The organism is Pseudomonas kurunegalensis, from assembly GCF_030291635.1.
Lineage (GTDB): Bacteria > Pseudomonadota > Gammaproteobacteria > Pseudomonadales > Pseudomonadaceae > Aquipseudomonas > Aquipseudomonas monteilii.
Map to the genome: position 1 here is coordinate 5,309,213 of NZ_CP127871.1, position 25,660 is coordinate 5,334,872.

Here is a 25,660-nt window from a genome sequence, read left to right on the forward strand (position 1 = left end):
ACAGGCAAACAAACTCTCAGAAACAAAAGCCAAACAAATTCAAAGCCTTGGCTAACACTATGGATTCCCGCTAGCATCCCCCCAGCCATTTGCGCCAATAATAAGTCCAAGCCCGCAGCGCCCAACCATCGAGGCCAGCATGTACATCTATCGTTTGGTCCTGCTTCTGGTCGTGGGGATCTACCTGTTCTCCCCGGCCATCATGGACTGGTGGATCGAACCGACCGGAGCCTGGTACCGCCCTTACCTGCTCTGGCTGATCCTGATCGTCGTCACCTTCATCCTGCAGAGCCAACGAGATGCCGATGAGCTTTAGCCTGACCCAGATGATCCTGATCAGCGCCGGGTACCTCATGGTGCTGTTCGGCGTGGCCTGGATCAGCGAGCGGGGGGTCATCCCGCGCTCGATCATTCGCCACCCGCTTACCTACACCCTGTCGCTGGGCGTATACGCCAGTGCCTGGGCCTTCTATGGCTCAGTCGGCCTGGCCTACCAGTACGGCTACGGCTTCCTCGCCTGTTACCTGGGCGTGTCCGGCGCGTTCCTGCTGGCACCGGTGCTGCTTTACCCGATCCTCAAGATCACCCGCACCTACCAGCTGTCATCGCTGGCCGACCTGCTGGCGTTCCGCTTCCGCAGTACCTGGGCGGGGGCGCTGACCACCATCATCATGCTGATTGGCGTGTTGCCTTTGCTGGCGCTGCAAATCCAGGCGGTGGCCGACTCGATCAGCATCCTCACCGGTGAGCCGGTCAAGGCAAGGGTGGCATTCGCCTTCTGTACGCTGATCATCCTGTTCACCATCTTCTTCGGTTCGCGGCACATCGCCACGCGCGAGAAACACGAAGGGCTGGTGTTCGCCATCGCCTTCGAATCGGTGATCAAGCTGCTGGCCCTGGGGGGCATCGGCCTTTACGCCCTTTATGGCGTATTTGGCGGCCCGCACGAACTGGAAGTCTGGCTGCTGCAGAACCAGACCGCCCTGGCCGCCCTGCACACCCCGCTGCAGGAAGGGCCATGGCGCACCCTGCTGCTGGTGTTCTTCGCCTCGGCCATCGTCATGCCGCACATGTACCACATGGCCTTCACCGAAAACCTCAACCCGCGCTCGCTGGTCAGCGCCAGCTGGGGCCTGCCGCTGTTCCTGCTGCTGATGAGCCTGGCCGTGCCGCTGGTGCTGTGGGCCGGCCTGCGCCTGGGCGCCAGCACCAACCCCGAGTACTTCACCCTGGGCCTGGGTATTGCCGCCAACAACGAGGCACTGGCACTGCTGGCCTACGTCGGCGGCTTGTCGGCCGCCAGCGGCCTGATCATCGTCACCACCCTGGCGCTGTCGGGCATGGCCCTCAACCACCTGGTGTTGCCGCTGTATCAACCCCCGGCCGAAGGCAACATCTACCGCTGGCTGAAGTGGACCCGCCGCGCGCTGATCGTTGCCATCATCACCGCCGGCTTCATGTTCTACCTGACCCAGAACAACCACCAGAGCCTGGCCAACCTGGGCATCGTCGCCTTCGTCGCCACCCTGCAGTTCCTGCCCGGCGTGCTGTCGGTGCTGTACTGGCCCACCGCCAACCGCCGCGGCTTCATCGCCGGGCTGCTGGCCGGCACCCTGGTGTGGATGGTGACCATGCTGCTGCCGCTGCTGGGCAACCTGCAGGGCTTCTACATCCCGCTGCTGGACATGATCTATGTGCTGGACGACACCAGCTGGCACATGGCGGCCATTGCCTCGCTGGCGGCCAACGTGCTGCTGTTTACGCTGATCTCGCTGTTCACCAACGCCAGCAACGAAGAAGTCAGCGCCGCCGAAGCCTGCGCGGTGGACAACGTGCGCCGTCCGCAGCGCCGCGAGCTGCACGCTGCCTCGCCCCAGGAGTTCGCCACCCAGCTGGCCAAACCGCTGGGCGCCAAGGCCGCACAAAAGGAAGTGGAGCAGGCCCTGCGCGACCTCTACCTGCCCTTCGACGAGCGCCGCCCCTATGCCCTGCGCCGCCTGCGAGACCGCATCGAAGCCAACCTGTCCGGGCTGATGGGGCCGAGCGTGGCCCAGGACATGGTCGAGACCTTCCTGCCGTACAAGTCCGGTAACGAAAACTACGTGACCGAAGACATCCATTTCATCGAAAGCCGCCTGGAAGACTACCACTCGCGCCTGACCGGCCTTGCCGCAGAGCTCGATGCCCTGCGCCGTTACCACCGCCAGACCCTGCAGGAGCTGCCCATGGGCGTCTGCTCGCTGGCCAAGGACCAGGAAATCCTGATGTGGAACAAGGCCATGGAAGAGCTCACCGGCATCGCCGCCAAGCATGTGGTCGGCTCGCGCCTGGTCACCATCGACGAGCCTTGGCGCGGCCTGCTGCAAGGCTTCATCAACGTGCCCGACGAGCACCTGCACAAGCAGCGCCTGGCGCTGGACGGCCAGCCGCGCTGGCTGAACCTGCACAAGGCCGCCATCGACGAGCCGCTGGCCCCCGGAAACAGCGGCCTGGTGCTGCTGGTGGAAGACCTGACCGAAACCCAGGCACTGGAAGACAAGCTGGTGCATTCCGAGCGCCTGGCCAGCATCGGCCGCCTGGCCGCTGGCGTAGCCCACGAAATCGGCAACCCGATTACCGGCATCGCCTGCCTGGCGCAAAACCTTCGTGAGGAACGTGAAGGTGATGGCGAAATCATCGAGCTGTCCAGCCAGATTCTCGACCAGACCAAGCGGGTATCGCGCATCGTCCAGTCGCTGATGAGCTTCGCCCATGCCGGCGGCAGCCACCAGAACAGCGAAGAGCCAGTGTGCCTGGCCGAAGTGGCGCAGGACGCCATCGGTCTGCTAGCGTTGAACCGGCGCAATTTCGAAGTACAGTTCTTCAACCTCTGCGACCCGGACCACTGGGCCGAAGGGGACCCGCAGCGCCTGGCCCAGGTGCTGATCAATCTGCTCTCCAACGCCCGTGACGCCTCGCCACCCGGCAGCGCCGTGCGTGTGCGCAGCGAAGTGAGCGAGCACACCGTCGACCTGATCGTCGAGGACGAGGGCAGCGGGATACCGAAGAACATCATGGACCGCCTGTTCGAACCCTTCTTCACCACCAAGGACCCGGGCGAAGGAACCGGACTGGGGCTCGCTCTGGTCTATTCCATCGTGGAAGAGCATTATGGGCAAATCACCATCGACAGCCCGGCCGATATCGAACGGCAACGTGGCACCCGGATCCGCGTGACCCTGCCCCGGCATGTCGTAGCGACGTCCCCTGAAATTCGAGACCGTCGAGAGAATTGAATCAATGCCGCACATTCTGATCGTCGAAGACGAAACCATCATCCGCTCGGCCTTGCGTCGCCTGCTCGAGCGGAACCAGTACCAGGTCAGCGAAGCCGGCTCGGTGCAGGAAGCCCAGGAACGCTTCAGCATTGCCACCTTCGACCTCATCGTCAGCGACCTGCGCCTGCCAGGTGCGCCCGGCACCGAGCTGATCAAGCTCGGCCAAGGTACCCCGGTGCTGATCATGACCAGCTACGCCAGCCTGCGCTCGGCGGTGGACTCGATGAAAATGGGCGCGGTGGACTACATCGCCAAGCCCTTCGACCACGACGAGATGCTGCAGGCCGTGGCGCGTATCCTGCGCGACCGGCAGAACGCTCCGGCCGCCGCACCAGCTGCCGAGCCACGCGCCACCAATGGCAAGGCCGCCCCGACCGACAAAGGCAGCACGGCTGCGGCCAATGGCGAAATCGGCATCATCGGCTCATGCCCGCCCATGCAGGACATGTACAGCAAGATCCGCAAGGTGGCGCCCACCGACTCCAATGTGCTGATCCAGGGTGAGTCGGGTACCGGTAAAGAGCTGGTGGCCCGCGCCCTGCACAACCTGTCACGCCGGGCCAAGGCACCGATGATCTCGGTGAACTGCGCGGCCATCCCCGAGACCTTGATCGAGTCCGAACTGTTCGGCCACGAGAAAGGCGCATTCACCGGTGCCAGCGCCGGGCGTGCGGGCCTGGTAGAGGCCGCCGACGGTGGCACGCTGTTCCTTGACGAAATCGGTGAACTGCCGCTGGAAGCCCAGGCCCGTCTGCTGCGTGTACTGCAGGAAGGCGAGATTCGCCGGGTGGGTTCGGTGCAGTCGCAAAAGGTCGATGTGCGCCTGATCGCAGCGACCCACCGCGACCTGAAGAACCTGGCCAAGGCCGGCCAGTTCCGCGAAGACCTTTACTATCGCCTGCACGTCATCGCCCTGAAACTGCCTGCCCTGCGCGAGCGCGGCAGTGACGTGAACGAGATCGCCAGCGCCTTCCTCGCCCGCCAACGCGCGCGTATCGGTCGCGACGACCTGCACTTCTCGGCCGAAGCCGAGCAAGCCATTCGTCATTACAGCTGGCCGGGTAACGTACGTGAGCTGGAAAACGCCGTGGAGCGTGCGGTGATTCTAAGCGAGAGCGCAGAAATTTCGGCCGACCTGCTGGGCATCGACATTGAACTGGGCGACCTGGAAGAGGACGAGATCCTCAACAACGCCCTGGTTGCAGCCAGTGCTGCCAATGCCAGCCACGAGCCGACCGAAGACCTGTCGCTGGAAGACTACTTCCAGCACTTCGTGCTCGAACACCAGGACCACATGACCGAGACCGAGCTGGCACGCAAGCTTGGCGTCAGCCGCAAGTGCCTCTGGGAACGCCGTCAGCGCCTGGGCATTCCTCGGCGCAAGAGCAACGTTACCAGCGATAACTGATCTGCCTGCCTTACGCCGCAGCATGTGCGGCGCCTGTGAGATCGAGCGCCGCCCGCGCGGCGCATCGCGAGCAAGCTCGCTCCTACATTTGTTTCCGGCCAGTAACGCCTGTGCCAGCGCGCGCGACAGCCTTCTTTGTTCATCACGATATTGAGGTGGATGCCAAGGGGCCGCGCGCGTTTGGTACAGAACTCATTGGCCAGAAACAAATGTAGGAGCGAGCTTGCTCGCGATGCGCCGCGCGGGCGGCGCTCGATCTCACAGGCGCTGAACCTGTCACGGCGAACACCCCAGGTAACACATCAGTCCCCGCAAAAATCTGTTACCCAACCTTTCCGTCGTAACAGTTCCCGAGGCGTACGGTAACGAAATCCCGACATTTTCAGCCCCTCGAAAATCGCCAGAACGCCTCAAACCCTTGATTTTACTGGGTTTGCAAAAGTTGGCACGGCACCTGCTATATGCTTAGTACAAAAACAATAACAAGCACTGCAACTCAGAATAAGAACAAGACGAAACGGCTCACGCACAATAAAAACAAGACGGCGGAGGCGCAGCTAACTGATTCTTTTGGAGAGGATGCGTGTTTGGGGCTTGCCCCACAACCAGGCAGAGAACAACAAAAACTGCACTAAAAAGCAGCGCCTGAACTGGTTGGATCGACAGATCAACGTGACATCAGCGGCCAAAGCAATCCGTTTGCTCTTAACCCCTGGATTGGGGGTCGTCCACAAGCTTTGAGATTTGTGGACAGGGCACTCAACAAAAACAAGAAGCCCAGCAAAAAAACAATAAGAGCACGCAACGACTTCTGGGGGAGCTTAGGCTCCCCTTGTCGTTTCTACCCTTCTGGCAGGCATCCTGCTACCCGCCTACACCATTCCCTGAGTAAATGCTAGAATCCCCGCCCATCATGCGGCCATTCTCCTATTCTTGGCCGAACATTCCTTCAAACAGTGCATCCCATGCTGAAGAAGCTGTTCCAGTCGTTCCGCCCGCCCGTACCGGGCCAGCACCACAGGCGCACCACGCCTGAGGTGATCAACAAGAGCCAGCACTCGCTGCAGCGCCACCAGTTCAGCCGCCATGCGGTGAACATCGTGGAACGCCTGCAAAGCGCCGGCTACCAGGCTTACCTGGTCGGTGGCTGTGTCCGCGACCTGATGCTGGGCATCACGCCGAAAGACTTCGACGTCGCCACCAGTGCCACTCCCGAACAGGTCCGTGCCGAGTTCCGCAACGCGCGCATCATTGGTCGCCGCTTCAAGCTGGTCCACGTGCATTTCGGCCGTGAGATCATCGAAGTCGCCACCTTCCGCGCCCCTCACTCGGAAGACGATCAGGGCGACAGCCACCGTTCGTCGCACAATGCCAGTGGCCGCATCCTGCGCGACAACGTGTACGGCACCCTGGAAGAAGACGCGCAACGCCGCGACTTCACCATCAACGCCCTGTACTACGACCCGGTCAGCGAGCGCATTCTCGATTACGCCAACGGTGTGCACGACGTGCGCAACCGCCTGCTGCGGCTGATCGGTGACCCGACCCACCGCTACCAGGAAGACCCGGTGCGCATGCTGCGCGCGGTGCGTTTTGCCGCCAAGCTCGACTTTGGCATCGAAAAGCACACGGTCCAGCCGATTCGCGAACTGGCCCCGTTGCTGCGCGAGATCCCGCCAGCGCGCCTGTTCGAAGAAAGCCTCAAGCTGTTCCTTTCCGGCCAAGGCGCCATCGCGTTCGAAATGCTGGTCGACCTGCAGCTGTTCGAGCCGCTGTTCCCGGCCAGTGCCCACGCCCTGGACGAGCGCCCGACCTACACCCACACGCTGATCAGCCAGGCACTGAACAACACCGACCTGCGCGTGAAGCAAGGCAAGCCGGTCACGCCGGCGTTCCTGTTCGCTGCACTGCTGTGGCCAGCCTTGCCATCCCGCGTGCTGCACCTGCAGAACCAGGGTGTACCGCCGATCCCGGCCATGAACGGTGCCGCTCACGACCTGATCGCCGAGCAATGCGCACGTATCGCCATCCCCAAGCGCTTCACCCTGCCGATCCGCGAGATCTGGGACATGCAGGAGCGCCTGCCACGTCGCAGTGGCAAGCGTGCCGACATGCTGCTGGACAACCCGCGCTTCCGCGCCGGTTACGACTTCCTGCTGCTGCGTGAAAGCGCAGGCGAAGAAACCGACGACCTCGGCCAGTGGTGGACCGACTACCAGGATGCCAACGACAGCGAGCGCCGCGAGATGATCCGTGAGCTGGGCAGCCGTGACGAAGGCACCGGTGCCGGCCCGCGCAAACGCAAGCGCAGCGGCAGCAAGCGCAAACGCGGTGGCGACGAGGCGTTCGAGTGAAGACCCGCGCCTACGTCGGCCTGGGCAGCAACCTGGACGCACCTGCCGAGCAGCTGCGTAGCGCCTTGCAGGCGCTTGACCAGGTGGACAGCACCCGCCTGGTAGCGGCCTCGGCCCTGTACACCAGCGACTCGTTGCTGCCCGGCCAACCGCGCTACACCAACGCAGTTGCTGCCCTGGACACTGCTCTGCCGCCCCTGGCCCTGCTCGATGCGCTGCAGGCCATCGAGAACGACCAGGGCCGCGTACGCAAGGAACGCTGGGGCCCGCGCACGCTGGACCTGGACATCCTGCTGTTCGGTGATCAGGTACTCGACGAGCCACGCCTGAAAGTGCCGCACTACCACATGCACGCCCGCCCCTTCGTGCTGTACCCGCTGGCCGAACTGGTCCCGGGCGATTTCCGCCTGGCCGATGGCCGCGCCCTCGCACAGTTACTCGACGACTGTCCGTTCGTCGGCCTGGAACGCCTGTAAACCGGGCGTTCCAGCCTGCCACGCCACCGCGGTAACGCCAGTAACACCCTGATCGTAACAATGCGGTAACAGGGTGATTGACTTCCCCCACCTCGCTCACGACTATAGGCGTCCCGTGTGGCACCAAAGTGCCGCATACCCGTATTTAGGCCCGGACGGACCTGTGCCCGAACATCACGCGCGATGATGTGCCGCTCCGGAAGATGACTACACGCGTTGAATGCAGTCGTTTTTTACAGCGCCTGAACGAGGAATTTCCTACATGCCTGAAGTAACCCTCACCACCCTCAATGGCCTCAAGGCCAAGGGTGAAAAAATCACCATGCTGACCTGCTACGACGCGACCTTCGCCAAGGCCGCCAGCCAGGCCGGTGTCGAAGTGTTGCTGGTGGGCGACTCGCTGGGGATGGTCCTGCAGGGCCACGACAGCACCTTGCCGGTCACCACAGCAGACATGGCCTACCACACCGCCTGTGTCAAACGCGGCAATGACGGCGCCCTGATCCTTGCCGACCTGCCGTTCATGGCACATGCCACCCCGGAGCTGGCCTTCGCCAACAGCGCCACGCTGATGCAAGCCGGCGCCCACATGATCAAGATCGAAGGCGCTGCCTGGCTGGCAGAAACCATTCGCCTGCTGGCCGAGCGTGGCGTGCCGGTGTGCGCGCACATGGGCCTGACCCCGCAGACCGTCAACGTGCTGGGCGGCTACAAGGTGCAGGGCCGCCAGGAGGCCCAGGCCCGGCAGATGCGTGCCGACGCCATCGCCCTGGAGCAGGCCGGTGCCGCCATGCTGCTGCTTGAATGCGTACCCAGCGAACTGGCGGCGGAAATCACCAATGCCGTGGGCATCCCGGTAATCGGCATCGGCGCCGGCAGCGCCACCGATGGCCAGGTGCTGGTGCTGCACGACATGCTCGGCCTGTCGCTGAGCGGCCGGGTACCGAAGTTCGTGAAGAACTTCATGGAAGGCCAGCCAGACATTCAAGGCGCCCTTGTCGCCTATGTCGAGGCCGTCAAGCAAGTCAGCTTCCCAGGTAGCGAACACGGGTTCAGTGCATGAATACAGTCAAAACCGTCCGTGAACTGCGTGCAGCCGTTGCCCGCGCCCGCGGTGAAGGCAAACGCATCGGCTTCGTGCCGACCATGGGCAACCTGCACAGCGGCCACGCAGCCTTGGTGACCAAAGCTGCACAGCGCGCCGACTTTGTGGTGGCCAGCATCTTCGTCAACCCGCTGCAGTTCGGCGCCAACGAAGACCTGGACAAATACCCACGCACCCTGGCCGCCGACCAGGAGCGCCTGCTGCAAGCCGGCTGCAACCTGCTGTTCGCGCCCACCGTGGAAGAGATGTACCCCGACGGCATGAGCGTGCAAACCCGTGTCAGCGTGCCGCAGCTTTCCGAAGGCCTTTGCGGCGCCAGCCGGCCTGGGCATTTCGAAGGCGTGGCCACCGTGGTCAGCAAGCTGTTCAACATGGTCCAGCCGGACCTTGCCGTATTCGGTGAAAAGGACTTTCAGCAACTGGCAGTGATCCGCGCCATGGTGCGCGACCTGAACATGCCGGTCCAGATCATTGGCGAGCCCACCGTGCGTGCTGAAGATGGCCTGGCGCTGTCGTCGCGCAATGGCTACCTCACGCCCGAGCAGCGTACTGCAGCGCCCGCGCTGTACCGCACACTGCAGCACATTGCAGCGGGCATCAGCCGTGGCCAACGGGATTTTGCCGCGCTGGTCGCTGAAGGCCAGGCGCAACTGAGCACTGCGGGTTTGCGCCCGGATTACCTGGAAGTGCGTCATGCCGTGAGCCTGCGCCCGGCAATGATCGATGATCGCGACCTGGTTGTGATCGCGGCGGCTTACCTCGGTAATACCCGGTTGATCGACAACCTTTACCTGCACGTCGAAGACAAGACCGCGTAATAGCCTGGGGCTGCTTTGCAGCCCCAAAATCACCCTGCCATACCCATTCCCAGCGCGTGGCCTTTGCCTATAATGATGCCAGCCTGAACCCGGCAATGACTGCCGTGTCCAAGGCATCACCACGCACCAAGGGAACCCCGCGCAATGGCGTATTACCGTACACCCCACGATGTGACGGCCCTGCCCGCCTGGCAGGCGCTTCAGCAACACCGCGACGCCATGCAAGGTTTCAGCATGCGCGAAGCCTTTGCCGCCGATGCCAAACGCTTCGACCAGTTCTCCCTGAGCTGCTGCGGCCTGTTCCTGGACTACTCGAAAAACCTGATCACCGAACAAAGCCGCGATCTGCTGGTGAACCTGGCCAACGAAGTGGGCCTGCAAGACGCCATCAAGTCGATGTTCGGCGGCGAAATCGTCAACGCCTCCGAAGGCCGCCCCGTGCTGCACACTGCGCTGCGCCGGCCAGTGGGCGACAAGCTCAGCGTCAACGGCGTGAACGTCATGCCGGAAGTGCACAAGGTGCTCAACCAGATCACCGAACTGGTCGGGCGCATCCACGACGGCCTGTGGCGCGGCTACAGCGAAAAGCCGATCACCGACGTGGTCAACATCGGCATCGGCGGCTCGTTCCTCGGCCCCGAACTGGTGTCCGAAGCACTGCTGCCGTACGCCCAACGCGGCGTGCGTTGCCACTACCTGGCGAACATCGACGGCAGTGAGTTCCACGAGCTGTCGGCCAACCTGCGTGCCGAAACCACCCTGTTCATTGTCTCGTCGAAGTCGTTCAACACCCTCGAGACCCTGAAAAACGCCATGGCCGCACGCACCTGGTACCTGGCCCAGGGCGGCTCGGAAGCCGAGCTGTACCGCCACTTCATCGCCGTTTCCAGCAACAAGGCTGCCGCCGTGGCCTTCGGTATCCGCGAAGAGAACATCTTCCCGATGTGGGACTGGGTCGGCGGCCGCTATTCGCTGTGGTCGGCCATCGGCCTGCCAATCGCTCTGGCTATCGGCATGGCCAACTTCAAGGAGTTGCTGTCGGGTGCCTACACCATGGACCAGCACTTCCAGACCGCGCCGTTCGACAAGAACATGCCAGTGCTGCTGGCCCTGCTCGGCGTGTGGTACGGCAACTTCTGGGACGCGAACAGCCATGCGATCCTGCCGTACGATCACTACCTGCGTAACATCACCAAGCACCTGCAGCAGCTGGACATGGAGTCCAACGGCAAGAGCGTGCTGCAGGACGGCACCCCGGTGAAAGTTGATACCGGCCCGGTGATCTGGGGCGGCGTCGGCTGTAACGGCCAGCACGCCTACCACCAGTTGCTGCACCAGGGCACCCAGCTGATTCCGGCCGACTTCATCGTGCCGGTGGTGAGCTTCAACCCGGTGGCCGACCATCACCAGTGGCTGTACGCCAACTGCCTGTCGCAGAGCCAGGCGCTGATGCTCGGCAAAACCCGTGAAGAAGCCGAAGCCGAGCTGCGCAGTAAAGGCCTGAACGAAGCGGACATCGAAAAGCTGGCCCCGCACAAGGTGATCCCGGGCAACCGCCCGAGCAACACCTTGGTCGTGGAGCGCATCAGCCCTCGCCGCCTGGGTGCGCTGGTGGCGATGTACGAGCACAAGGTGTTCGTGCAGAGCGTGATCTGGGGTATCAACGCGTTCGACCAGTGGGGCGTAGAGCTGGGCAAGGAATTGGGCAAAGGCGTTTACCAGCGCCTGGTCGGCAGCCTAGAAGACAACGCCGAAGACGGCTCCACCCAAGGCCTGATCAACTACTTCCGCGGCCGTCACCGCGGTTGATCTGATACCTGTACCGGCCTCTTAGCGGGCGAGCCCGCGAAGAGGCCGGCACAGGTTGAACACCTCTCCCAGCTACACTGTCCTATCGAATAGCCGTTGCAGTCCCTCGCCCCTTACAAGAGCAGGACCACCCGCCATGTTCGATATCCGCAATTACCCCGAGGCCCTGGCCGTCAGCCAGTCTGCCGCCCTCACCCCCGACGAATACCGCCGCCTCTACCGCCAGTCAGTCGATGACCCCGATACCTTCTGGGCCGAACAGGCCAAGCGCCTGGACTGGATCAAACCTTGGTCCAGCGTGCAGCAATGCGACCTGAAAACCGGTAAGGCCCGTTGGTTCGACGGCGCCCGACTCAATGTCAGCTACAACTGCATTGATCGCCACCTGGCCCAGCGTGGCGAGCAAACTGCCCTGTTGTGGGAAGGTGACGACCCAAACGACTCAAAAGCCATCACCTACCGCGAGCTGCACCGCCAGGTCTGCCGCCTGGCCAACGCCCTGAAGGCTCGCGGGGTAAAGAAAGGCGACCGGGTATGCATCTACATGCCGATGATCCCCGAGGCCGCCTTCGCCATGCTTGCCTGCACCCGCATAGGTGCCATCCACTCGGTGGTGTTCGGCGGTTTCTCCCCCGATGCCCTGCGTGACCGTATTCTCGATGCCGACTGCCGCACCGTGATCACCGCCGATGAAGGCGTGCGTGGCGGCAAGCGCATCCCGCTGAAACAGAACGTCGACAAGGCCCTTGCCAGTTGCCCTGCCGTCAGCAGCGTATTCGTGGTGCGCCGCACCGGTGGCGATGTTGCCTGGGTCGAGGGCCGTGACCTTTGGTACCACGAGGCAACAGAAAATGCCGGCAACGACTGCGCCCCCGAACCGATGGATGCCGAAGACCCGCTGTTCATCCTCTACACCTCTGGCAGCACCGGCAAACCCAAAGGCGTGCTGCACACCACCGCCGGTTACCTGCTGCAGGCGACGATGACCTTCAAGGTGGTGTTCGACTACCGTGACGGCGAGGTGTTCTGGTGCACCGCCGACGTCGGCTGGGTCACCGGCCACAGCTACATCGTCTACGGCCCACTGGCCAATGGCGCGATTTCGCTGATGTTCGAAGGCGTGCCCAACTACCCGGACACCTCACGCTTCTGGCAGGTGGTGGACAAGCATCAGGTGAACATCTTCTACACCGCCCCGACCGCCCTGCGCGCACTGATGCGCGAGGGCTCCGCGCCACTGCAAAGCACTTCGCGCAAAAGCTTGCGCCTGCTGGGCAGCGTCGGCGAGCCGATCAACCCCGAAGCCTGGGAATGGTATTTCGAGGAAGTCGGGCAAAAGCGCTGCCCCATCGTCGACACCTGGTGGCAGACCGAAACCGGCGGCATCATGCTTACCCCGCTTCCCGGCTCCGAGTCACTCAAGCCCGGCTGCGCGACCCAGCCCATGTTCGGCGTGCAACCGGTACTGCTGGACGAAAAGGGCAAGCTGATCGAAGGCCCCGGCGCCGGCCTGCTGGTGATCAAGGCCAGCTGGCCTGGGCAGATTCGCAGCGTGTATGGCGACCACCAGCGCATGGTGGATACCTACTTCAAGCCCATGCCCGGCTATTACTTCACTGGCGACGGTGCTCGCCGAGATGCCGACGGCGACTACTGGATCACCGGCCGCATCGACGATGTGATCAATGTCTCGGGCCACCGCATCGGCACCGCCGAAGTGGAAAGCGCACTGGTGCTGCATGACAGCGTCGCCGAAGCGGCGGTGGTCGGATACCCTCACGACCTCAAAGGCCAAGGCGTCTACGCCTTCGTCACGCCTATGAATGGCGTGACGCCAGACGACACGCTGAAGGCCGAACTGCTGGCCCTCGTCAGCAAGGAAATCGGCAGTTTTGCCAAGCCCGAGCTGATCCAGTGGGCCCCGGCGCTGCCCAAGACACGCTCAGGCAAGATCATGCGGCGTATACTGCGCAAAATCGCCTGCAACGAGCTGGACAACCTGGGTGACACCTCTACCCTGGCCGACCCCAGCGTAGTCCAAGGCCTGATCGACAAACGCCTCAACCAGTAACCGGCGGCCGCTGCTCGTGGCCGCCCTGCACCGCAGGTCGCCATGGAAGCCCTTCGTCGCCGTATCGAAACCCAGGTCATGAGCCTCACCGGGCTGGCCCTCGGCCAGCTCGACCTGGAAACGCCCAAGGGCGACCCCGGCCTGTTCGGCCCCCACAGCGTCAGTTGGCAAGTGCATGGCGACTTCCCGAGCATGCTTGTCGGCGGCATCAGTGCACTCATGCTGCAGTTACTGCACCCGCTGGCCCTGGCCGGTGTGTGGGACCACTCCAATTTCCGTGAGGACCTGATCGGCCGCTTGCGCCGTACCAGCCAGTTTATTTCCGGTACCACCTTCGGTTCCACGCGCGATGCCGAATGGCTGATCGACAAAGTGCGCACCATCCACCTGCAGGTCACCGGCACTGCGCCGGATGGCCGCCCTTATGCGGCCAGCGACCCCGATCTGCTGACCTGGGTTCATGTGGCAGAGGTCAGCAGCTTTCTCGCTGCCCACTTGCGCTACCGCAACCCGCAGCTGTCGCGCGCCGAGCAAGATGCCTACTACACCGAAATCGCCCTGATTGCCGAGCGCCTTGGGGCCCGTGACGTGCCACGTTCGTGCCAGCAGATCGAAGACTACCTGCTGCGCATGCGTGCGCAGTTGCGCTGCGACAGCCGCAGCCACGAGGTAGTCGGGATTCTGCTCGATGCCCCGGCCCCCAGCCGCCTGGCACAGCCGGTGGGCAAACTGATGCTGCACGCCGGTATCGACCTCTTGCCGGATTGGGCCCAGACCCTGCTCGGCCTGCAGCACGGGCCCTTGCAGCGGCGCCTGATACGCCTGGGCCTGCGACGCACCGCACCGGTATTGCGCTGGGCCATGCGAGACGGTTCGGCGCACCGGGCCAAACGGCGCATGGGCATCGAATAAGGTCAAATGGTCGCCCCTGCGGAACTGATTTAACGTGCCATACTCCAAGCACTCCTGCTTAGACAGACGAAGCGACACATGTACAAAGGATTGACTCGCGCCGCTGGCGCAATCTTGGCCCTGGTGGCCCTCTACAGCCTGCTCGGCTTTCTCATTCTTCCCGGTGTGGCACTGCGCATCGCCAACCAGCAGTTGGCCCAGTACGCGACGGTGCCGGCCCACCTCGAACGGATCGAACTCAACCCCTTCAGCCTGGAGCTGACATTGTGGGGCCTGCAGATCGGCGAGCCCGGCAAGGAACAGGTCGGGTTCGAGCGGCTGTACGCCAACCTCTCGCTCGACAGCCTGTGGACCAAAGCGCTGCACCTGGAAGCCGTCGAGCTCGACAAACCGCGTAACGAGGTGCTGTTTGCCAAGGACGGTAGCCTTAACCTGACCGGCCTGTTCAAGCTGCCCGCCAGCGAAGCCAAACCTGACGAGCCACCCAGCGATCCGTTTCCGCTGCGCATCGGTAGCATCAAGCTCATCGACGGCTACCTGCATTTCGAGGACTTGCGCCCCAGCGAGCCGATCGAGTTTCTCTACGACAACATGAACCTGGAGCTGAAAAACCTCAGCACCTTGCCCGACGACAGTGCCGACATGACCTTGGTGGCCAACGGCCCCAATGGCGGGCGCATCGATTGGAACGGGACCCTGAGCCTGTCACCGATCGCCTCTGAAGGCACGCTGAAGATCACGGAAGGCAAGATGAAGGCCTTCTGGCCGTACGTGCGTGATGTTGTGCCACTGGTGCTGGAAGACGGCGTGGTCAGCCTCGACACGCACTACAAGCTCAACCTCGCCAAACAGACGGAGCTACTGCTGGACAACGCCTCCGTACGCATTGCACCGTTCGCCATCAAGGCGCCGGATGGCCGCCCCTTGGCGCGCCTGGCCAGCCTGGAGGTGAGCGAAACCTCCGTTGACCTGGTCAAGCAACAGGTCACCGTAGGTAAAATCCGCAGCGAAAAACTCGAAACCTGGGCTGCGCTGGAAAAAGACGGCCAGCTCGATTGGCAAAAGCTGTTTGCCAGCCAGCCTGCCAAAGCCACGCCGAAGGAAAAGGCAGAGCCGGCTGCCGCCGAGCCGACACCTGAGCAGCAAGCCGCCAAAGAGCCGAGCAAGCCTTGGCAAGTGCTGCTCAAGGACGTGCAACTGCGCAACTACCTGGTGCACCTGGCAGACCGCAGCCAGAAAGAACCGGTAGCCTTGGACATCGGCCCGCTCAACGCCGACCTGCAAGGCTTCGACAGCCTCAACCAGTCGCCCTTCACGCTCAAGCTCGATACGGGCGTAGGCAAGCAAGGCAAGCTGCAGGCGGCCGGCCAGGTCAACCTGGCGCCGATATGGGCCAAGCTGGACGTAAGCACCCGCGATATCGACCTGCGCGTAGCACAGGCCTATATCAGCCCGTTCATCCTGCTGGAACTGCGCAGTGGCATGCTCTCCAGCGACCTCAAGGTCGACCTGAAGAACACCGCACCGCTGGCCTTCAATATCACGGGCAAGGCCCAGGTGAACCAGCTGCACACCCTCGACACCATCAAAAGCCGCGACTTCGTCAAATGGCAGCAGGTGAACGTCGATGGCTTGTCTTATGTACACGGCGATGCCTTGTCGATCGACAAGGTAACCCTGCTGCAACCCTATGCACGCTTCATCATCAACGAAGACCGCACCACCAACGTCAATGACCTGTTGATCCCGCAACCGGCTGGCACCCCGGCGAAAAGCCAGGCCAAGCCGGCCGCAGCCAGCAGCGACAAGCCGCTGGGTATCCACATCGGCCAGATCGACATCAACGACGGCTCGGCCAACTTCGCCGACCTCTCCCTCACCCCCAACTTTGCCACGGCCATTCAGCAGCTCAATGGCCAGATCGGCACCATCGACAACCGCAAGCCGACGCCGGCCAAGGTCGACGTGAAGGGCAAGGTCGACCGCTACGCACCGGTCACCATCAAGGGCGCACTCAACCCGTTCAACCCGCTGGCCAGCCTGGATATCGCCACCAGCTTCAAGCGCGTCGAACTGACCACCCTCACGCCCTACTCCGGCAAGTTCGCGGGCTTCCGCATTCGCAAAGGCCGGCTCAACCTCGACCTGCACTACCTGATTACCAACGGCCAGCTCAAGGCCGAGAACAAGGTGGTGGTGGAGCAACTGCAACTGGGTGAAAAAGTCGACAGCCCAGACGCCGTCGACCTGCCGATCCGCCTTGCGGTGGCGTTGCTGAAAGATACCGAGGGCAAGATTTCGATCGAGCTGCCAGTGTCTGGCGACCTCAACAACCCGCAATTCAGTGTGATGCCGATCGTCTGGCAAACCCTGCGCAACCTGGTACTGCGTGCGGCACAGGCACCGTTCAAGTTCATTGGCGGGCTGATTACCGGCGGTGGCTCGGAAGACCTGGGTAACGTGGCTTTCGCCCCTGGGTCCAGCGAACTCAGTGGCGACGCCCAGTCGTCCCTGGACAAGCTGGCATCCGCGCTCAAAGAACGCCCGGAACTGCGCCTGGAAATCGAAGGCACAAGCGCCCAGGCCAGCGATGGCCCGCTGATCGCCCAGCAGCGCCTGGAACGTGAGTACCAGGCCACCTGGTACAAGATCCTGCAGCGCCGGGGCGACAAGGTGCCTGCCAATGCCTCGATGCTGGTGGTGGACGACAGCGACAAACCGGCAATGCTCGAAGGTATTTACCGCACTCGCCTGAAGCAGCAGCCACCTTCCGAATGGGAGCAACTGGGCCGCGACGAACGTACCGCCAAGCTGCGCGAGGCAGTGATCAAGTCGTGGGCCGAGAGCACCGCCTTGCTGCGCACGCTGGGCCAGGAGCGGGCCAGCAGTATCAAGGATTACCTGGTGGACAAGGGCAAGCTGGAAGATGACCGGGTGTATTTCATCGATACCAGCCTGGGGCAGCCTGAGAGCGACGGGCGGGTGGTGACGCCGATGCATCTGGATGCTGAGTAGCCCCAGGAAATGATGCGCTCCCTGTAGGAGCGGCCTTGTGTCGCGAAAGGGCCGCAAAGCGGCCCCCGATTTTCAGCTTTGATGCATCTATCCCCGGGGCCGCTGCGCGGCCCTTTCGCGACACAAGGCCGCTCCTACAGGGAGAAGTGGTGCCTGCCTAGACCAACCGCTGCCCCGACACCGCCGGGTGATACAGCGGCTGCACCTTGTTCCCCGCCGGATCCAGCAAATGGAAGCTGCGCGCCCCGTCGCCATGGTTGAACGGCCGGTCCAGCAAGGTCACACCATGGGCTTTGAAATACTCGTACCAGGCCTCCAACTCCTCCACGCTGTCCACGATGAACCCATAATGATCCAAGGTCTGCAGCCCGTTGGCCGCCCCCGCCCCGCGCCCAAGCGAAAGGTTGTCGTTGCCACAGGTCAAATACACCAGATCTTCGTTGGCACGGTTCAACACCTCCATACCCAGCACATCGACATAAAAGCGTTCGCACTCTTCCAGGTTGGGTACCAGCAAGGCGATATGGCGCAAGCCATTCAAGCGGCCGGGGCGTGCAGGCAATTCGGACATTGGCGAGACTCCATTTTTGTATACAATTCATTCGTGAATTTAAAACAAAAGGAGCGACTTGTGTATAGCCTGTTTATCAAGACCCGTGTGAAGCCCGGTTGCGCCGAGGACTTCCTGACAGCGATCAAGGTCAATGCTGCGGCTTCTGTCGCCAACGAGCCAGGCTGCCTGGTATTCGATGTGTCGCAGGACCGACTCGACCCGGAGGTAATCTACCTGTACGAAATCTACCGCGATGATGCAGCGTATGAAGCGCATACCCAAACCGCACACTTTCGCGACAGTCGCCCACTGGTAGAGCCGCTGATCGTCGAGCAGGAATGCTTCGAAAGCGATGTGATCGCCCTCAACCCGGGCTACTGAGCGCAAAAGCAAAGCCCCGGCACAGGCCAGGGCTTCATCAGTGGTGGCCAAGTCCGTTTGGCCGACGGGACATCCCTTATTCGGACTTCAGGCCATCAGCCGAAACGGCCTGAACGCCTTTGATCTTCTTGGCGATGGCGACTGCCATCTCTTTCTGTGCATCGGTAATGGCCACTTCGGACGACAGCGACACGACACCTTTGTTGGTTTCGACTTTGATGTCACTGCCTGGCACGCCTTTCTCGGTCATCAGGTCAGCCTTGACCTTGGTGGTGATCCAGGTATCAGAGGTAGCTTCCTTGGCTTTGGTCACCTCACCGGCCGCCAGCGTCATGGGGGCCTGGGTGGACTGTTGGGCGAATGCCGCGTTAGCCATGGTCAGGGTCAGAGCGGTAGCAGTAGCGGCAGCAATGGCGAACTTCTTCATGTGGGTCACTCCTGTTTATCGAAAGGTCTGCGCCGTATGTCCTGGCGGCAGGTATGAAGGTAGTTGCATGTGCTGTGCCAGCTTTATCGCCTCAACTTAACCCTTTTAAATCAATGAGTTAGCAAAAAGACATCACTTTCAACATCGTGCATTTTGCAACCTGCACGGTAAACCTGCATGCAAGATGCAAGTCCGCCAAAGGTTTCCGCAGCCCATGAAAAAAGGGCCCCGAAGGGCCCTTTTCCTGTTGCGTGACAGTCGCTTAGACGCCCGAGGCCTTGGCCGCGGCAACGTCCTTGATCGACAGCTTGATACGGCCGCGGTTGTCCACGTCCAGTACCAGTACTTCAACTTCCTGGCCTTCTTTCAGGATGTCGGTGACTTTCTCGACGCGAGCATCGCTCAGCATGGAGATGTGCACCAGGCCGTCCTTGCCAGGCAGGATGTTGACGAACGCGCCGAAGTCGACGATGCGCTCAACCTTGCCGACGTAGATCTTGCCAATTTCGGCCTCGGCGGTGATGCCCAGGATGCGCTGCTTGGCAGCGTCTGCAGCTTCCTTGGTTTCGCCGAAGATCTTGATCGAGCCGTCGTCTTCGATATCGATCGAAGCCTTGGTCTCTTCGCAGATGGCGCGAATGGTGGCGCCGCCTTTACCGATGACGTCACGGATCTTGTCGGTGTCGATCTTCATCGCGATCATGGTCGGGGCGTTGGCCGACAGCTCGGTACGCGACTGACCAATGATCTGGTTCATCTGGCCGAGGATGTTCAGGCGCGCTTCCAGGGCCTGGCCCAGGGCGATTTCCATGATCTCTTCGGTGATGCCGTTGATCTTGATGTCCATCTGCAGCGCAGTAACGCCTTTGGCGGTACCGGCTACCTTGAAGTCCATGTCGCCCAGGTGGTCTTCGTCACCGAGGATGTCGGTCAGGACCGCGAACTTGTCGCCTTCCTTGACCAGGCCCATGGCGATACCGGCAACTGGCGCCTTCATCGGCACACCAGCGTCCATCAGGGCCAGGGAAGCACCGCAGACCGAAGCCATGGAGCTGGAACCGTTGGATTCGGTAATTTCCGAAACCACGCGGATGGTGTATGGGAACACGTCGGCGGCCGGCAGCATGGCCTGGACCGAACGACGGGCCAGACGGCCGTGGCCGATTTCGCGACGGCCAGCACCGCCCATGCGGCCACACTCACCTACCGAGAACGGTGGGAAGTTGTAGTGCAGCATGAAGGGGTCTTTCTTCTCGCCTTCGAGGGTGTCCAGCAGCTGGGCGTCACGGGCAGTACCCAGGGTCGCAACGACCAGGGCCTGGGTTTCGCCACGGGTGAACAGTGCCGAACCGTGAGTTTTCGGCAGCACGCCTACTTCGATGTTCAGCGGGCGAACAGTCTTGGTGTCGCGGCCGTCGATACGTGGCTTGCCGTTTACGATGTTTTCGCGAACGGTGCGGTACTCGATTTCGCCGAAGATTTCTTTGACTTCGGAAGCCGAAGGCTGGCCTTCTTCACCCGAGAACTTGGCAACGGCCTGGTCACGCAGCTCGCCCAGGCGCGCGTAGCGGTCAGCCTTGACGGTGATGGTGTAGCCCTGCGAAACCGCTTCGCCGAACTCGGCGCGGATGGCGTTGAACAGTTCGGTGTTGGCAACGGCTGGTTTCCAGTCCCAGGTCGGCTTGCCAGCTTCGGCAGCCAGTTCCTTGACAGCCTGGATAACGGCCTGGAATTCGTCGTGGGCGAACAGTACAGCGCCCAGCATCTGGTCTTCGGTCAGCTCTTGAGCTTCCGATTCAACCATCAGTACGGCGTCGGAAGTACCGGCTACGACCATGTCCAGGCTCGAAGCAGCCAGTTGCTCGTAAGTCGGGTTCAGCAGGTAGCCGGTGCTTTCGTGGAAGGCAACGCGCGCGGCGCCGATCGGGCCTTCGAACGGAATGCCGGAGATGGCCAGGGCAGCCGAGGTACCGATCATCGCGGCGATGTCCGGGTCGGTCTTCTTGCTGGTGGAAACCACGGTGCAGACGACCTGCACTTCGTTCATGAAGCCTTCCGGGAACAGCGGACGGATCGGACGGTCGATCAGGCGCGAGGTCAGGGTCTCTTTCTCGGAAGGACGGCCTTCACGCTTGAAGAAGCCACCCGGGATCTTGCCGGCGGCGTAGGTCTTTTCCTGGTAGTGAACCGACAGCGGGAAGAAGCCCTTGCCTGGATCAGCCTGTTTGGCGCCTACCACAGTCACCAGCACGGTGACGTCGTTGTCGACGGTAACCAGCACAGCGCCGGTTGCCTGACGGGCAATACGGCCCGTTTCGAGAGTAACGGTCGATTGACCGAACTGGAAAGTCTTGATTACCGGGTTCACGGTTTCCTACCTTTTTCAGTGGCTCTTGGGGGAACTGGTTTCTTGCGAATTCTTGGGCAGAACGGGGAATCGGCCCCATTGACCGTCCAGATACAACACGAGGCTGGGAGCCTGGCACCAAGCGGAAAAACCGCTCAGCATTGCCAGGCTGCCAACCTCGGAGATACGCGTGGCGTGTCCAACGGCAGCGCTGCAAAACAGCCCTGCCGAAGCCTGCGACACGCCATGCACACCACTGACCAGGCCGCTATTAGCGACGCAGGCCCAGGCGACCGATCAGGGCGCTGTAACGAGTGGTGTCTTTGCCCTTCAGGTAGTCCAGCAGCTTACGACGCTGGTTGACCATACGGATCAGACCACGACGGGAGTGGTGGTCTTTATCGTTGGCCTTGAAGTGGCCTTGCAGCTTGTTGATGTTGGCGGTCAGCAGAGCAACCTGCACTTCCGGGCTACCGGTATCGCCGGCGGCTTGCTGGTATTCGGCAACGATCTGAGCTTTTTCTTCAACGCTGAGGGCCATTTGGCTTCTCCTGATAACGGATCCCGCAAGCGGGGTCCAATAGGCCAGGGACAAATCCCTGTATTAATAAAAAAGGTGTGACCGTGCCTACTGACAGCCACCCTTGATGCCGCGGGGTTCGGCTACTGCCTGGCCCCCCGGTTTCGGTCATTCCGACCGAATCAGCCGACGCGGCGCAATGCGCCCGTCTTCGCTCACTTCACCGATACCGATGAAGCGCGCATTGTGATCCTGTACCCGGACCATGCCAAATTGTGGCGCGTCCGGTGCGCGTACCGCCTGCCCATGCAGCCAGTAGAACGCACTGTGTTCGGACAGGCACACCAAAGGCCAGTCCTGCAGGCCGCTGTCCGATGGCATCAGGAAGCGATCGAGCGCTTCGTTGCCACCTTCGGCGTGGGCCTGTTCGAGTTCCTCGAGGGTGACCGTCTGTGCCAGCGCGAAAGGCCCGGCCTGGGTCCTGCGCAGCTCGGCAACATAGGCGCCACAGCCAAGGGCCTCGCCAATATCCTCCACCAGGGTGCGGATATAGGTGCCTTTGCTGCATCCTACGCTCAACCGTGCACGGGTGCCTTCGCACTCGAGCAACTCCAAGCGGTTAATAGTAACAGAACGCGCCTCGCGCTCCACTACCTCTCCTGCACGAGCCAGCTTATACAGTGGCTGGCCGTCACGCTTGAGCGCCGAGTACATCGGCGGTATCTGGCTGATCTGGCCACGAAAACGCGGCAACAGCGCCTCGATGTCGGCGCGACCAACGGTCACGTCGCGGGTCTGCAGCACCTCACCTTCGGCATCGCCGGTGTTGGTAGTCTGCCCCATCTGCATGACGGTTTCGTAGCCCTTGTCGGAATCGAGCAGGTACTGCGAAAACTTGGTCGCTTCACCGAAGCACAGCGGCAGCACGCCGGTTGCCAGCGGGTCGAGGCTACCGGTGTGGCCGGCCTTTTCCGCATTGAGCAGCCAGCGCACCTTTTGCAGGGCGGCATTGGAGGTGAAACCCAGCGGCTTGTCGAGCAGGATGATGCCGCTGACGTTGCGGCGGATACGTTTGACCTGGGCCACCGCTTACTCCTTGGTGTCCGGCTCGTCGGCGTCCTTGTGCATGCGGTCTTCGGCCACTGCACGTTCGATCAGCGCCGACAGGTGGACACCGCGGCTAACGCTTTCATCGAAGTGGAAGTGCAGTTGCGGCACGCTGCGCAGCTGCATCGAGCGGCCCAGGTGCAAACGCAGGAAGCTGGCAGCGCTGTTCAACGCCTTCAGCGACTGCTGCACGGCATCTGGCGTTTCCTCGCCCATGACGGTGATGAACACCTTGGCATGGCCCAGGTCACGGCTGACGTCCACGGCGGTGATGGTCACCAGGCCAACACGCGGGTCTTTGACTTCGCGACGGATCAGCTCGGCCAGCTCACGCTGCATCTGATCGCCGATACGTTGGGTACGGCTATATTCTTTGGCCATTCTTGTTACCTGTAACTTAAAGCGGCAAACGCCCGGTCAGACCAATGCCTGACCGGGCGCTACCTGTAGAGGTGCTGAAAACCGCCGCTTAGAGAAGCGGTTTGCAGCCAGCTCACCCTTAGAGGGTACGAGCAACCTGGACTTTCTCGAAGACTTCGATCTTGTCGCCGACCTTGACGTCGTTGTAGCTCTTGACGCCAATACCGCACTCCATGCCGTTACGCACTTCGGAGGCATCGTCCTTGAAGCGACGCAGCGATTCCAGCTCGCCTTCGAAGATCACAACGTCTTCGCGCAGTACGCGGATCGGACGGTTGCGGTACACGGTACCCTCGATGACCATACAGCCAGCGATGGCGCCGAACTTCGGCGAACGGAACACGTCACGTACTTCGGCAACGCCCAGGATGTTCTCGCGAACATCGCTGCCCAGCATACCGGTCAGGGCCTTCTTGACGTCTTCGATGATGTCGTAGATCACGTTGTAGTAACGCATATCCAGACCTTCCTGCTCGACGATCTTGCGCGCGCCAGCATCGGCACGCACGTTGAAGCCGAACAGTACTGCATTCGAAGCCAGCGCCAGGTTGGCGTCGCTTTCGGTGATACCACCAACGCCGCCACCAATCACGCGCACCTGAACTTCGTCGTTGCCCAGGCCGCCGAGCGAGCCCTGCAGTGCTTCCAGGGAACCACGCACGTCGGTCTTGAGGACGATGTTGAGGGTCTTCTTCTCTTCCTGACCCATGGTCTCGAAGATGTTTTCCAGCTTGCCGGCGTGAGCACGGGCCAGCTTGACCTCGCGGTACTTGCCTTGACGGAACAGGGCCACTTCACGGGCTTTCTTCTCGTCGGCAACCACGGACAGCTCGTCACCGGCTTCCGGGGTACCGTCCAGGCCGAGGATTTCGACCGGAATCGACGGGCCGGCTTCCTTCACAGGCTTGCCGTTCTCGTCGAGCATGGCACGCACGCGGCCATAGTTGGAACCGCACAGGACCATGTCGCCCTGACGCAGGGTACCGTCCTGAACCAGGATGGTCGCCACCGGGCCACGGCCCTTGTCCAGGCGCGATTCGACAACCACACCGCGACCTGGAGCGGTCGGGGTAGCGGTCAGTTCGAGAATCTCGGCCTGCAGCAGGACGGCTTCCAGCAGCTCGTCGACACCGGTACCCATCTTGGCCGAAACCTTGACGAACGGCGTGTCACCACCCCAGTCCTCGGAGGTAACGCCCTCGACGGCCAGCTCGTTACGGATGCGATCGAGGTCAGCGCCCGGCTTGTCGATCTTGTTCACTGCAACCACCAGCGGAACGCCAGCTGCCTTGGCATGCTGAACCGCTTCGCGGGTTTGCGGCATCACGCCGTCGTCCGCCGCCACCACCAGGATGACGATGTCGGTGGCCTTGGCACCACGGGCACGCATGGCGGTAAACGCGGCGTGGCCAGGGGTGTCGAGGAAGGTGACCATGCCACGGTCGGTTTCCACGTGGTACGCACCGATGTGCTGGGTAATACCACCGGCTTCGCCAGCAGCCACCTTGGCACGACGGATGTAGTCGAGCAGCGAGGTCTTACCGTGGTCAACGTGACCCATGACGGTAACGACCGGTGCACGCGACTCGGTCTGGCCTTCGAACTTGAGCGATTCGGCCAGGGAGTCTTCCAGTGCAGTATCGCTGACCAGGGTGACCTTGTGGCCCAGCTCTTCTGCGATCAGCTGAGCGGTTTCCTGGTCGAGCACCTGGTTGATGGTAACCGGGGTGCCCAGCTTGAACATGAACTTGACGACTTCAGCGCCCTTGACGGACATCTGGTTGGCCAGTTCAGAGACCGTGATGGTCTCGCCGATGGTCACATCACGGATGATGGGGCCAGTCGGGTTCTGGAAGCCGTGCTGGTTGCGCTTCTTCAGCTTGCTCTTGCCACCGCGGCCACGGCGTACGCCATCGCTTTCTTCATCGGTGGTGCGCGGTGCGGCACGTGGAGTCGGAGCCTTTTCCTTCTCCTTGACCTTGACCTTGATCGACACGCGCGGGGCTTCGCCACGACGCTCGCCGCCACGACGGTCTTCGTCACGGGTGCGGCCTTCGTTGCGACGGGCTTCGTCCTTCTTGCGCTCGGCAGCACGGGCTGCGGCGTCTTCGGACGCCGGGGCGTCGGCGACTACCGGGGCCGGAGCAGCGGCAGGTGCCGGCTCAGGCTTGGCGGCTGGCGCAGGTGCGGATGCAGCAGCTTCGGCGGCCTGACGGCGAGCCTGCTCTTCGTTGCGCTGGCGAACTTCGGCCTCGACCTTGTCGCGAGCGGCATTTTCAGCCGCGCGGCGCTCATCCAGCTCACGCTTCTGCTCAGCCTGGATTTCTTCCGGGCTGCGCTGCACGAATACTTTCTTCTTGCGTACTTCTACGCTGATGCTCTTGCTACCGGCGACACGCAGCGTGCTGGTGGTTTTGCGCTGCAAGGTAATCTTGCGCGGCTCTTCCGCCTTGCTCTTGTGGCTGCTCTTCAAATGAGTCAGCAGGGTCTGCTTCTCATTGTCGGTCACTACCTGACCGGCGTCGGTGTGCGGCAGACCTGCCTCACGCATCTGCTGCAGCAGGCGCTCTACCGGTGCCTCGACCTCTTGGGCCAGTTCTTTCACCGTGACTTGCGTCAT

Annotated in this window: 19 protein-coding genes; 12 read left to right on the plus strand and 7 right to left on the minus strand. The window is 62.1% G+C overall.

Annotated elements, in window-relative coordinates:
- Positions 1-139: 139 nt before the first annotated feature.
- The 11 genes from QQ992_RS24305 to QQ992_RS24355 all read left to right on the plus strand — a co-directional run bounded on the left by QQ992_RS24305 (position 140) and on the right by QQ992_RS24355 (position 17,285).
- Positions 140-316 carry a hypothetical protein gene (locus QQ992_RS24305; protein ID WP_003250005.1) on the plus strand — a complete coding sequence of 59 codons (177 nt, stop codon included), beginning with the start codon at positions 140-142 and terminating at the stop codon, positions 314-316.
- Positions 300-3,275 carry a sensor histidine kinase gene (locus QQ992_RS24310; RefSeq protein ID WP_286111327.1) on the plus strand — a complete coding sequence of 992 codons (2,976 nt, stop codon included), beginning with the start codon at positions 300-302 and terminating at the stop codon, positions 3,273-3,275. Before QQ992_RS24305 ends, QQ992_RS24310 begins: the two co-directional genes overlap by 17 nt.
- Positions 3,276-3,279: 4 nt before the next feature.
- Entirely contained in the window at positions 3,280-4,725 is a 1,446-nt protein-coding gene (locus QQ992_RS24315) for a sigma-54-dependent transcriptional regulator (RefSeq protein WP_286111329.1), read from the plus strand.
- Positions 4,726-5,690: 965 nt separating this feature from the next.
- Positions 5,691-7,079, plus strand: coding sequence for a polynucleotide adenylyltransferase PcnB (locus tag QQ992_RS24320; protein ID WP_016712071.1), 1,389 nt, complete (start codon positions 5,691-5,693; stop codon positions 7,077-7,079).
- Entirely contained in the window at positions 7,076-7,555 is a 480-nt protein-coding gene (folK, locus tag QQ992_RS24325) for a 2-amino-4-hydroxy-6-hydroxymethyldihydropteridine diphosphokinase (protein ID WP_119371474.1), read from the plus strand. Before QQ992_RS24320 ends, folK begins: the two co-directional genes overlap by 4 nt.
- Before the next feature lie 262 nt (positions 7,556-7,817).
- Positions 7,818-8,618: a 3-methyl-2-oxobutanoate hydroxymethyltransferase gene (gene panB / locus QQ992_RS24330; RefSeq protein ID WP_019098148.1), complete on the plus strand. Its 801-nt coding sequence runs from the start codon at positions 7,818-7,820 to the stop codon at positions 8,616-8,618.
- Positions 8,615-9,478 carry a pantoate--beta-alanine ligase gene (gene panC, locus QQ992_RS24335; protein ID WP_286111332.1) on the plus strand — a complete coding sequence of 288 codons (864 nt, stop codon included), beginning with the start codon at positions 8,615-8,617 and terminating at the stop codon, positions 9,476-9,478. The genes panB and panC overlap by 4 nt, the downstream gene beginning before the upstream one ends.
- A 144-nt stretch (positions 9,479-9,622) precedes the next feature.
- Entirely contained in the window at positions 9,623-11,287 is a 1,665-nt protein-coding gene (gene pgi, locus QQ992_RS24340; RefSeq protein WP_286111333.1) for a glucose-6-phosphate isomerase, read from the plus strand.
- A 136-nt stretch (positions 11,288-11,423) separates the two neighbouring features.
- Entirely contained in the window at positions 11,424-13,358 is a 1,935-nt protein-coding gene (gene acs, locus QQ992_RS24345; protein WP_286111334.1) for an acetate--CoA ligase, read from the plus strand.
- Between the two features lie 42 nt (positions 13,359-13,400).
- Positions 13,401-14,270: an oxygenase MpaB family protein gene (locus tag QQ992_RS24350; protein WP_286111335.1), complete on the plus strand. Its 870-nt coding sequence runs from the start codon at positions 13,401-13,403 to the stop codon at positions 14,268-14,270.
- Positions 14,271-14,348: 78 nt separating this feature from the next.
- Complete coding sequence (locus tag QQ992_RS24355) at positions 14,349-17,285, plus strand: DUF748 domain-containing protein (RefSeq protein WP_286111336.1); 2,937 nt, start codon at positions 14,349-14,351, stop codon at positions 17,283-17,285.
- 157 nt (positions 17,286-17,442) lie between these two features.
- Here QQ992_RS24355 and QQ992_RS24360 read toward each other — a convergent pair whose 3' ends face one another.
- A complete protein-coding gene (locus QQ992_RS24360; RefSeq protein WP_027610101.1) occupies positions 17,443-17,856 on the minus strand; it encodes a VOC family protein in 414 nt (137 codons plus the stop codon).
- Positions 17,857-17,916: 60 nt separating this feature from the next.
- Between QQ992_RS24360 and QQ992_RS24365 the strand changes: the two genes are divergently transcribed.
- Positions 17,917-18,219 carry a heme-binding protein gene (locus QQ992_RS24365; RefSeq protein WP_286111337.1) on the plus strand — a complete coding sequence of 101 codons (303 nt, stop codon included), beginning with the start codon at positions 17,917-17,919 and terminating at the stop codon, positions 18,217-18,219.
- Positions 18,220-18,295: 76 nt separating this feature from the next.
- Here the strand turns inward: QQ992_RS24365 and QQ992_RS24370 are convergent, their stop codons facing one another.
- The 6 genes from QQ992_RS24370 to infB all read right to left on the minus strand — a co-directional run bounded on the left by QQ992_RS24370 (position 18,296) and on the right by infB (position 25,660).
- A complete protein-coding gene (locus QQ992_RS24370) occupies positions 18,296-18,646 on the minus strand; it encodes a BON domain-containing protein (protein ID WP_105948687.1) in 351 nt (116 codons plus the stop codon).
- A 262-nt stretch (positions 18,647-18,908) separates the two neighbouring features.
- Positions 18,909-21,014, minus strand: coding sequence for a polyribonucleotide nucleotidyltransferase (gene pnp, locus QQ992_RS24375; RefSeq protein ID WP_003249974.1), 2,106 nt, complete (start codon positions 21,012-21,014; stop codon positions 18,909-18,911).
- A 250-nt stretch (positions 21,015-21,264) separates the two neighbouring features.
- Complete coding sequence (gene rpsO, locus QQ992_RS24380; protein WP_003249971.1) at positions 21,265-21,534, minus strand: 30S ribosomal protein S15; 270 nt, start codon at positions 21,532-21,534, stop codon at positions 21,265-21,267.
- A 147-nt stretch (positions 21,535-21,681) separates the two neighbouring features.
- Positions 21,682-22,599: a tRNA pseudouridine(55) synthase TruB gene (gene truB / locus QQ992_RS24385; protein WP_016712081.1), complete on the minus strand. Its 918-nt coding sequence runs from the start codon at positions 22,597-22,599 to the stop codon at positions 21,682-21,684.
- 3 nt (positions 22,600-22,602) lie between these two features.
- On the minus strand, positions 22,603-23,001 hold the full coding sequence (gene rbfA / locus QQ992_RS24390; protein WP_286111339.1) for a 30S ribosome-binding factor RbfA: 399 nt from the start codon (positions 22,999-23,001) through the stop codon (positions 22,603-22,605).
- Positions 23,002-23,119: 118 nt separating this feature from the next.
- Positions 23,120-25,660 (minus strand): translation initiation factor IF-2, encoded by a 2,541-nt coding sequence (gene infB / locus QQ992_RS24395; RefSeq protein WP_286111340.1) that lies wholly within the window; start codon positions 25,658-25,660, stop codon positions 23,120-23,122.

What these genes read in the sequence shown, in the direction of transcription:
- QQ992_RS24305 (WP_003250005.1), top strand. Translation starts at nt 140, where the DNA reads ATGTACATCTATCGTTTGGTCCTGCTTCTGGTCGTGGGGATCTACCTG.
- QQ992_RS24310 (WP_286111327.1), top strand. Translation starts at nt 300, where the DNA reads ATGCCGATGAGCTTTAGCCTGACCCAGATGATCCTGATCAGCGCCGGG.
- QQ992_RS24315 (WP_286111329.1), top strand. Translation starts at nt 3,280, where the DNA reads ATGCCGCACATTCTGATCGTCGAAGACGAAACCATCATCCGCTCGGCC.
- QQ992_RS24320 (WP_016712071.1), top strand. Translation starts at nt 5,691, where the DNA reads ATGCTGAAGAAGCTGTTCCAGTCGTTCCGCCCGCCCGTACCGGGCCAG.
- panB (WP_019098148.1), top strand. Translation starts at nt 7,818, where the DNA reads ATGCCTGAAGTAACCCTCACCACCCTCAATGGCCTCAAGGCCAAGGGT.
- panC (WP_286111332.1), top strand. Translation starts at nt 8,615, where the DNA reads ATGAATACAGTCAAAACCGTCCGTGAACTGCGTGCAGCCGTTGCCCGC.
- pgi (WP_286111333.1), top strand. Translation starts at nt 9,623, where the DNA reads ATGGCGTATTACCGTACACCCCACGATGTGACGGCCCTGCCCGCCTGG.
- acs (WP_286111334.1), top strand. Translation starts at nt 11,424, where the DNA reads ATGTTCGATATCCGCAATTACCCCGAGGCCCTGGCCGTCAGCCAGTCT.
- QQ992_RS24350 (WP_286111335.1), top strand. Translation starts at nt 13,401, where the DNA reads ATGGAAGCCCTTCGTCGCCGTATCGAAACCCAGGTCATGAGCCTCACC.
- QQ992_RS24355 (WP_286111336.1), top strand. Translation starts at nt 14,349, where the DNA reads ATGTACAAAGGATTGACTCGCGCCGCTGGCGCAATCTTGGCCCTGGTG.
- QQ992_RS24360 (WP_027610101.1), bottom strand. Translation starts at nt 17,856, where the DNA reads ATGTCCGAATTGCCTGCACGCCCCGGCCGCTTGAATGGCTTGCGCCAT.
- QQ992_RS24370 (WP_105948687.1), bottom strand. Translation starts at nt 18,646, where the DNA reads ATGAAGAAGTTCGCCATTGCTGCCGCTACTGCTACCGCTCTGACCCTG.
- rpsO (WP_003249971.1), bottom strand. Translation starts at nt 21,534, where the DNA reads ATGGCCCTCAGCGTTGAAGAAAAAGCTCAGATCGTTGCCGAATACCAG.
- rbfA (WP_286111339.1), bottom strand. Translation starts at nt 23,001, where the DNA reads ATGGCCAAAGAATATAGCCGTACCCAACGTATCGGCGATCAGATGCAG.
- infB (WP_286111340.1), bottom strand. Translation starts at nt 25,660, where the DNA reads ATGACGCAAGTCACGGTGAAAGAACTGGCCCAAGAGGTCGAGGCACCG.